The organism is Sphingomonas bacterium (genome assembly GCF_903644135.1).
GTDB lineage: Bacteria > Pseudomonadota > Alphaproteobacteria > Sphingomonadales > Sphingomonadaceae > Sphingomonas.
Window position 1 is genome coordinate 1 of the sequence record NZ_CAHJXA010000104.1, and the last position, 8,392, is coordinate 8,392.

The following is an 8,392-nucleotide window of genomic DNA, read 5'->3' on the forward strand; positions in this document are numbered from 1 at the left end:
CCGCCGCCGACGCCACCGCCGGCGACATCATCGTCACCGCCCAGAAGCGCTCGGAGCGGCTGCAGGATGTGCCGATCTCGATCTCGGTCGTGAACAACGCGCTGCTGGCGAGCACCAACTCGCGCAACCTCAACGAGCTGTCGGGCGCGGTGCCCGGCGTCCAGTTCAACGGCAATGGCGGCGGCGGGCGTACCTATCTCAGCCTGCGCGGCACCACCGGCTCAGCGCTCAACACCGGCGACGAGCCGGTCGCGATCTACATGGACGACGTGTACCTCGCGCGCGGTGTCACCATCGGCACCCAGGACCTGCTCGATGTCGGCTCGATCGAGATCGTGCGGGGGCCGCAGGGCACGCTGCAGGGCCGCAACGCCACTGCGGGCGCGATCCTGATCCGCAGCGCCGACCCGACCGACAAGCCCGAAGGCTACATCACCGCCGGTATCCAGGCACCGCTGGAATACCGTGCCCAGGCGGCGGTCAGCGGCCCGCTCGGCGGCGGCTTCGACGCTCGCTTGGCCGCCGGCTATGTCAACGCGCGCGGCTTCGGTCGCAACGATTTCGACGGCAGCCGCGTCGGCGGCAGCGATAGCGTGCAGGGCCGCGGCGTGCTGACCTATCAGGGCGACAACCCGCTGACGGCACGTATCGTCGTCGATTATTCGTCGATCATCAACAAGGCGGCGCTGTTCCGCGGCGCGGCGACGATCTTCACCACCACGCCCGGCGCGTTGGTGAAGACGCCGACGCCCACCGTGCCGCTTCCCGCCGACCAGCTCGCGACGATCTACGACGACCATTACAACCTCAATCCGAACACGCGCACGCGGGTCCAGAATGACGGGCTGTCGGCGAAGTTCAGCTACGCCTTTGGCGGCGTCGACCTGGTGTCGGTAACCGGCTATCGCTTCACTCATGTGCGCGGCACCAACAACAGCAGCGGCCTCAGCACCGCGCCCAAGCAGGGCTATAACTTCAACGACGACACCAGCCACGAAGTGTCGCAGGAGATCCGCTTGCAGTCGTCGGGCAACCGCCGCTTCACCTGGATCCTTGGCGGCTATTATTTCAACGAGTCGCAGGATTACGCCGACACCATCTTCAACACTATGTTTACGACGCCGACATCGACCGCCTCGCTCTATTTCGGACACCAGAACACCGACTCCTATGCCGGGTTCGCCGATGCGACGTTCAACATCACGCACAACCTGCAGATCATCGGCGGCGTGCGCTACACCGACGACGAGAAGCAGTTGAACGGCGGCATCCAGGTGACCAACCTCGTCACCAACGCGGTCACCTTGACGCCCTACACGCCGGTGCCGATCTCGCAGAAATCGACGACCTTCCGCGGCAAGCTCGTCTACCACCCCACCAGCAACATCATGCTGTATGCCGGCTATGGCACCGGCTTCCGCGCAGGGGGCTACAATGATTTCGCGGTGCAGGCTCCCTACCTGCCCGAGCGCAACAAGTCGATCGAGGCAGGTGCCAAGGGCGACCTGTTCGACCGCAAGCTCAGCTTCTCGCTGGCGGGCTACCACAACGACTATACCGGCTTGCAGCTGCGCGCAGGCGTGCCGGCGGGCGGCGCGATCATCACCAACGCGGGCAGCGCGGTGATCAACGGTTTCGAGCTGGAGCTGACCGCGCGACCGGCCGCCAACACCCGGCTGAGCGCCAACACCTCGTACACCGACGCCACCTTCAACAGCTTTCCGCGTGCGGTGGACCTGTTCAACAACTTCGTCGACGCGAGCGGCAACACTCTGCCCAACGCGCCCAGATGGCAGTTCTTCGTGCAGGCGGCGCAAGATTTCCCGCTCCGCAACGACTGGATCGTCACCGCCGCGGCCAATTACCGCTGGCGCGACACCATCTACTATTATTTCACCAACCAGGATGCGGCTACGTTGCGCAACGGGCCGGGCGGCACGCTCAACCTGCGCGCCTCGATCAAGAGCCCCGATGACAAATGGAGCCTGGCCGCGTTCGTGAACAACGTCGTCGACAAGCGGATCGTCACCACCGACGTGATCACCTTCAGCTATCCCGAGCTGAGCCTGAATCAGCCGCGCGCGGCGGGCATCGCCATTCAGCGCAAGTTCTAGCGGATGATCGAGGGTGCGGCCGAGTTTCGCGCGCATTGGCGGGCGCTGCTCGGCTGCACCATGGCGGCGTCGGTCGGCGTGGTCGGGCTCAACGCCTATACCAACGGCGCGTTCGTGCCCGAGCTGGTCGCGACGGCAGGCTATAGCCGCGAGCAGCTGTCGACGGCGACGCTGATGCTGTCGGCGGCGGTCGCGCTGGTCGCACCGTTGATGGGGCAGGCGCTGGACCGCTGGGGACCGGTGCGGGTGATCACGCTGGCGGCGGTCGGCGAGATCGTCGGCCTGCTGCTGCTGGCGCTGTCGCCGGCGGGGTTCGGCTGGTACGCCGGCCTGCTGGTCGCGCTGGCGTTGCTCGGCGTCGGCAGCACGCCGCCCAGTTTCTCGCGGGTAGTGACCGCCTGTTTCGACCGGCGGCGCGGGCTGGCGCTGGGGCTGATGATCGGCGGCCTGGGAATCACCGCCATCGTCGCGCCGATCCTGATGACGAAGGTGATCGCGGCGGCTGGCTGGCGCGGCGGCTATGCGGTGCTGGCGGTCCTCGTGCTGCTGCTGGGCGGCGGCGGCGTCGCGCTGATCCGGAGCGACGACTATGGCCGTACCGGAACGTCGGCGACCACGCGGGCGCGGCGTGGCGGCGACTGGAGCGGCGTGCGGCGGCCGCTCTACTGGCTGGTGCTGCTGTGCTTCGCCTGCCCGGCGCTGTTCGGCGGCGGCTTCCTGCTGCACATGATCACCATCCTGCGCGCGCGCGGTTTCACGGCCGGCGAGGCGGCGCAGGTCCAGGCGTTGATCGGCCTGTCGATCATCCTCGGCCGCTGCCTGTCGGGCCTGTCGATGGATCGCATCTTCGCGCCGTACGTCGCGGGAATCGCCTTCGCGATCTCGGCGGGCGGTACGGCACTGCTGCTGTCCACCAGCGGGCCGTTGTTGTGCGCGGCCGCGCTCGGCATCGGCCTCACCATCGGCGCTGAGCTGGACATCCTCGCCTTCACGCTGTCGCGCTATTTCGGCGTCGCCAGTTTCGGGCGCTTATACAGCCTGGCGTACAGCCTGATGATCCTGGCGGGCGGGGTCAGCCCGGTGCTGATCGCGCGGCTCTCCATGGGCGGCGACTATCGACCGGCCATCCTGCTCTGCGCGAGCGGCCTGGCCTTGTTCGCGGCCGTCGTGGCGTTCCTGCCGCGCTTCGAGCGATCGGGAACGACCGTAAGACCCTGACCTATCGCTGGCGACCGGCAGGAAACCTTCGCAATGCTGACGAATTGATGTAGGTGGACTTGCTGATCGAGGTCAACCGATGCCGAAAACGCCGCGCCGCCCGCTGTTTCAGGACTATCAGCAGCCGCGGCTCTTCCGTGCCGGCATGACGCTGCGCCGCAGCTTCCTGACCGGCCCCGCCGCGACGCCGGAAGAGGAAGAGATGAAGGCTCTGATCGACAAGGCCGACACGCAGCGCTGACCGGCGCGCTGAATTAGAGCATCGCCTCCAGCAGTTCGCGCACGCGGCGGCTTCGGACCTGTACGTCCTCGATCCGCTCGGCGAGGATCAGGCGGTCGTTCTTGGCCACGAGGGTCAGCGCCTTTGCGTCGCCAGCGAACTCTCCGCGCGGCGTCAACGCGATCGCGGCAGGGCCGGCGTCGATGCGGGCGATGTCCGCCCCCCGCGCCAGGCAGGCGATCCGGACGAGCGTGATCGCCGCCTCGGCCTCGGGCGGGAGCGGCCCGAAACGGTCGGCTAGTTCCTCCTCGATCGCGTCGACGGCGGCGCTGTCCTCGATCCGGGCGAGCCGCGCATAGAGCGCGACGCGGATCTCCGGCTCGGGGATCCACTCGGCCGGCAGCCGCCCCGCCAAGCCGAGATGGAGGTCGGGCGACCAGCGCTCCACCGTCTCGCCGCGCGCCTGGCGGAGCGCCGACCCGAGCAGGTGCTGGTACAGCGCCACCCCGATCAGCTTCATGTGCCCCGCCTGCGCCTCGCCGATCAGGTCGCCGGCCCCGCGCATGTCGAGATCGCGCTCGCTGATCGCGAAGCCCGCGCCCAGCTGGTCGAACGTCTGCAGCGTCCGCAAGCGCTGCAGCGTGCGCGCCGCTACCTCGCCCTCGCCGTCGGTGATCAGCAGGATTTGTCCGCGCCGGTTGCCGCGCCCGACCCGGCCGCGCAGCTGGTGGAGCTGCGCCAGGCCGAAGCGATCGGCGCGCCACACGATCATGGTGTTGGCGCGCGGCACGTCCAGCCCCGCCTCGATGATGTTGGTCGCGAGCAGCACGTCGCCGCGCCCCTCCGCGAACCCGACCATCGCCTCGTCGAGCTCGGCCGCGGGCAGCTTGCCGTGCGCCTGCACCACCGTGAGTTCCGGCGCGAGGCGGGCGAGGCGGTCGGCCAAACCGGCGAGATCCTCGATCTGCGGCGCGACGACGAAGCTCTGCCCGCCGCGCGCCTTTTCGCGCGTCAGCGCGATGCGCACGCGCGCCTCGTCGAAGCGATCGACGGTGGTGCGGATCGGCTGGCGGCGTGCCGGCGGAGTGGCGATCACCGATAGCTGCTGAAGGCCGACCAGCGCGGTCTGCAGGGTGCGCGGGATCGGCGTGGCGCTGAGCGTCAGGACATGGACGCTGCCGTCGCCGCGCAGCCTGGCCTTGTCGGCGGTGCCGAAGCGCTGCTCCTCGTCGATCACGACCAGGCCTAGCGCCTGGTACTGCACGCCCTTGCCGGCAACCGCGCCGGTGCCGATGACGATGCGGATCGAGCCATCGGCGAGGCCGGCCCTGACCGCCTTTTTCTCGGCCGCGGTCGACAGGCGCGAGAGGCTGGCCACGACGATGCCGGTGCCCTCGAAGCGGCGGCGGAAGCTCTCCAGATGCTGGCGGACCAGCACGGTGGTCGGCGCGGCGAGCGCGACCTGACCGCCGGCGAGCGCAACCAGCGCCGCGGCGCGCAGCGCGACCTCGGTCTTGCCATAGCCGACATCGCCGATCACCAGCCGATCCATCGGCCGGCCCGCCGCGAGGTCGTCGCGGACGGCGTTGATCGCGCGGGCCTGATCGGAGGTCTCGGTGAACGCGAAGCCGGCGGCGAACCGCTCATATTGCGCCGGGTCGGGGGCGTATGCCGGCGCGGTCAGGCGAGCGCGCTGCTCCGCCATCGCTGCCAGCGCCTTGGCGCTCTCGGCGATGGCGGCGTCGATCGCGCCGCGCCGCTTCTGCCAGCTGCTGCCGTCCAGCTTGTCGAGCGGCACGGCATCGGCATCGGCCCCATAGCGCCACAGCCGATCGGCCGCCGCGACCGGCACCAGCCGCCGCGCCTCGTCGGCATGTTCCAGCACGATGGCGTCGCCGCCGGCACCGTCATCGCTACCCGGCATCGGCTCCAGCCCGACGACGCGGGCGATACCGTGATCCTCGTGCACCACGACGTCGCCGATGCGCAGGTCGGTCAGATCGCCCAGGCCGGTCGTGGTGCCGGTGGTCGCCTCGTCTTGGACCGCGCGGCTGCCGAGGAGATCGGCGGCGGCGACCAGCAGGATCTCCTTGCGGCGGAATCCCGCGGCGACCGGCATCGGCAGGGTCGCGACCGCACCGGGTGCCATCGCCAGCACCTCCGCCCAGCTCGACAGCGCCGGCGGCTCGCCGTCGAAGTCGCGGGTGAGGCGGCGTCGCAGGAAGCGCAGGTCGCGCGAGCCGCCGACGACGACCAGCCGCGCGCCCTCGTCAAGCGCCGAGCGCGCGGTGCGCAGGAAGCTGGCCCAGGGTGCCTTGCGCTCGACGAAGTGCGGCACGGCTTCGCTGTCGTCGTCGCTCCAGTCGACCGTCTCCCAACGGCCGAGCGGACGTTCCCATTCCTGCGGCGACAATGCCACCGAGGCACGACCGCCCAGCCGGGACGCCTCGCTAGCGAGCGCCAGGAACCGCGTTCGTCGAGCCTCGGCGGTGGCCGCAAAGACGATCGTGCCGGGCGTGAGATGGGCAAGCAGCGGCACACCGTCGCCCAGCGGCGGCTCGACGGCCCGGCCGATCTCGACGCGATCGAGGTCGGCGACCGTGCGTTGGCTGATTGGGTCGTAGGACCGCAGCGCCGTCACCTGACCGTCGGCGACCTCGATCCGCACCGGCAGCTCGGCATCGGCCGGGAACAGGTCGATCACCTCGCCCCGCACCGCAATCTCGCCGGGCTCGTCGACGCGGTCGTCGCTGACATAGCCGGTGCTGAGCAGCTGCTCCAGCAGCGCGGCGGCATCGAGCGGCTGGCCCGGTTCGAGCAGGGGCGGGGCGGCCGAGAAGGCGTCGGGTGCCGGATAGCGCCGCGCGATCGCCTCCGCGCCGACGATGCAGGCGATGGGCTTGCCGGGTGCCTCGTCCGCCAGCATCTTCAGCCGGCGCAGCGCCGCCACGCGGTGACCGGCGTTGGCGGGACCGGCCGGCGCGTCGTCGCCCGGCAGCGCGTCACTGGTAGGGATATGCACCACCGATCCATCCGTGATCGCCGCCACCGCCGCGGCAATCGCCTCCGCCTCGCGTTCATCGCCGGCGACATAGACGATGGTGGCGGTCATCGCCTCGACGATACGCGTGGCGATGCGCGACAGCGGTGCTGCCGCGACGTTCCGATCCGACATGATGTCTCCCTCGATCAAGGAACGTCGGTCGCCGGCAAAGGGTGCAGGCCGCGGCGCTGTGACCAGCGTTTAGCCCCGTTCAACGCTTCCGGCGGGCGCGTCCGGGTGACGGCTCGACGGCAGCGTTGCTCAGCCCGCGCACCGTGTCGTCATAGAAGCGGGCCAGATCGCTGTGCATCGTGTGCAGCGCGTCGACGTTCAGATAGACCATGTGGCCGGACGGGTAATAGGCGAAGCGCAGGTTGGACAGCAGGCTGCGGTCGAGTTGCATGTGGTTCAGGTCATATTCGGTGCCGAAGAACGGCGTCGCCATGTCGTATAGGCCGTTGAGCGAATAGACCTTGAGGTTGGGGTTCTGCCGCATCGCCGCCGACAGGTCGAGCGCCACGTCGGCCTGGTTGGTGCCGCCGGCACCGCGACTGCCCGGCGGGCGATGGTCGAAGCTCCAGCGCAGCGTAGGTGTGTAATAGGTCGGGCGATAGATCAGCTGCGTGTCGTAGCGCAGGTCGTGGCTCAAATAATGGTGAAAGCTCGACACGAACGCGCCGGTGATGCCGGTGTCGGACGCGTCATATTCGGGCGAGTCGCCGCCGGCCCCCGCATCGATGCCGGTGAAGCGCGCATCGTAACGGCCCAGCGTCCGCCGCTGATCGCGCAGCAGCTCCTTGCGGAAGGCGGAAGGGTCGATGCGCAGGTCGTTGTCGAGGATGAAGCGCGTGCTCAGCCCCGTATAGGCCGCCAGCTGCGCCGCGATCGCCTGGCGCTGATCGTCGGGCAGCGACTGGCCTTGCGCGAGCGCCAGCGCATAGGGACCACGCGCCCAGGCGCGAACCTGCTCGACGAACGGCATCACGTCCGCGGGCGGGTTCTGCAGCCGGTGGTGATAGGCGGCGATGGCGGCGAAGGTCGGCAGATAGTTGATCAGCTCCTGGTCGAACCCCGGCGAGCGCCGGCCATAGTTGAGGATCGACGACAGCAGCACGACGCCGTTCAGCTGCGCGCCGTCCTGCGCCAGCCGATAGGCCAGCCCCGCCGAGCGTGTCGTGCCATAGCTTTCGCCGAAGATGAACTTGGGCGCGTTCCAGCGGTCGTTGATCGTCAGCCAGCGCTCGATGCCGCGCGCGAAAACGTCGATGTCGGGATCGGTGCCCCAGAACGCCTGCAGCTTGGTGTCGCCTAGCGGCCGCGAATAGCCAGCCCCCATCGCGTCGATGAAGACCAGATCGGTCTTGTCGAGGAGGCTGTCGCCGTTCGGCACCAGATGGAAGGGTGCGTTGGCGGAGGAGGCGGGGCTGTCGGTCTCAACCCGCACCGGCGCGAGCGAGCCCATGTGCAGCCACAGCGACGACGAGCCGGGACCGCCATTGTAGAAGAAGGTGACCGGCCGGCCGCTGCTGCGCCCGGCTCCACCTGCGGTATAGGCGACGTAGAACATGCTGGCGGTCGGCTTGCCGTCGTCGTCGCGAACGGTGACGGTGCCGGCGGTGGCGGTATAGGCGATCGAGCGGCCGGAGAAGACGCCGGAATGCTGCGTCTCGACACGCTGCTCGCGGATCGGCGCGCTGGCGATCGCCGCGTCGGACAGCTTGGCATCCTCGGCCCGGGCGGCGCGGCTGCTGCCGCCGGGCTGGGTGTTGGTGCGGTCGTCGCGGCCGGGCTCGTCGC

Annotated in this window: 5 protein-coding genes; 3 read left to right on the forward strand and 2 right to left on the reverse strand. The window is 69.3% G+C overall.

Annotated features, from left to right (window positions below):
- The 3 genes from HUU96_RS07245 to HUU96_RS07255 all read left to right on the forward strand — a co-directional run.
- Nucleotides 1–2,114, forward strand: a 2,114-nt coding sequence (locus HUU96_RS07245) for a TonB-dependent receptor (protein WP_174292166.1), incomplete at its 5' end; no start/stop codon positions are given.
- 3 nt (nt 2,115–2,117) lie between these two features.
- Complete coding sequence (locus HUU96_RS07250; protein ID WP_174292167.1) at nt 2,118–3,332, forward strand: MFS transporter; 1,215 nt, start codon at nt 2,118–2,120, stop codon at nt 3,330–3,332.
- Between the two features lie 79 nt (nt 3,333–3,411).
- The gene (locus HUU96_RS07255) at nt 3,412–3,573 is read left to right on the forward strand and encodes a hypothetical protein (RefSeq protein ID WP_174292168.1); all 162 of its coding nucleotides are present in this window, start codon (nt 3,412–3,414) and stop codon (nt 3,571–3,573) included.
- Nucleotides 3,574–3,586: 13 nt separating this feature from the next.
- Here the strand turns inward: HUU96_RS07255 and HUU96_RS07260 are convergent, their stop codons facing one another.
- The gene (locus HUU96_RS07260) at nt 3,587–6,727 is read right to left on the reverse strand and encodes a helicase-related protein (RefSeq protein WP_174292169.1); all 3,141 of its coding nucleotides are present in this window, start codon (nt 6,725–6,727) and stop codon (nt 3,587–3,589) included.
- Nucleotides 6,728–6,806: 79 nt separating this feature from the next.
- Nucleotides 6,807–8,392: S10 family peptidase (locus HUU96_RS07265; protein ID WP_174292170.1), on the reverse strand; the 1,586-nt coding region annotated here is incomplete at its 5' end.

Coding starts and splice junctions, on each gene's coding strand:
- HUU96_RS07250 (WP_174292167.1), top strand. CDS start 2,118: ATGATCGAGGGTGCGGCCGAGTTTCGCGCGCATTGGCGGGCGCTGCTC.
- HUU96_RS07255 (WP_174292168.1), top strand. CDS start 3,412: ATGCCGAAAACGCCGCGCCGCCCGCTGTTTCAGGACTATCAGCAGCCG.
- HUU96_RS07260 (WP_174292169.1), bottom strand. CDS start 6,727: ATGTCGGATCGGAACGTCGCGGCAGCACCGCTGTCGCGCATCGCCACG.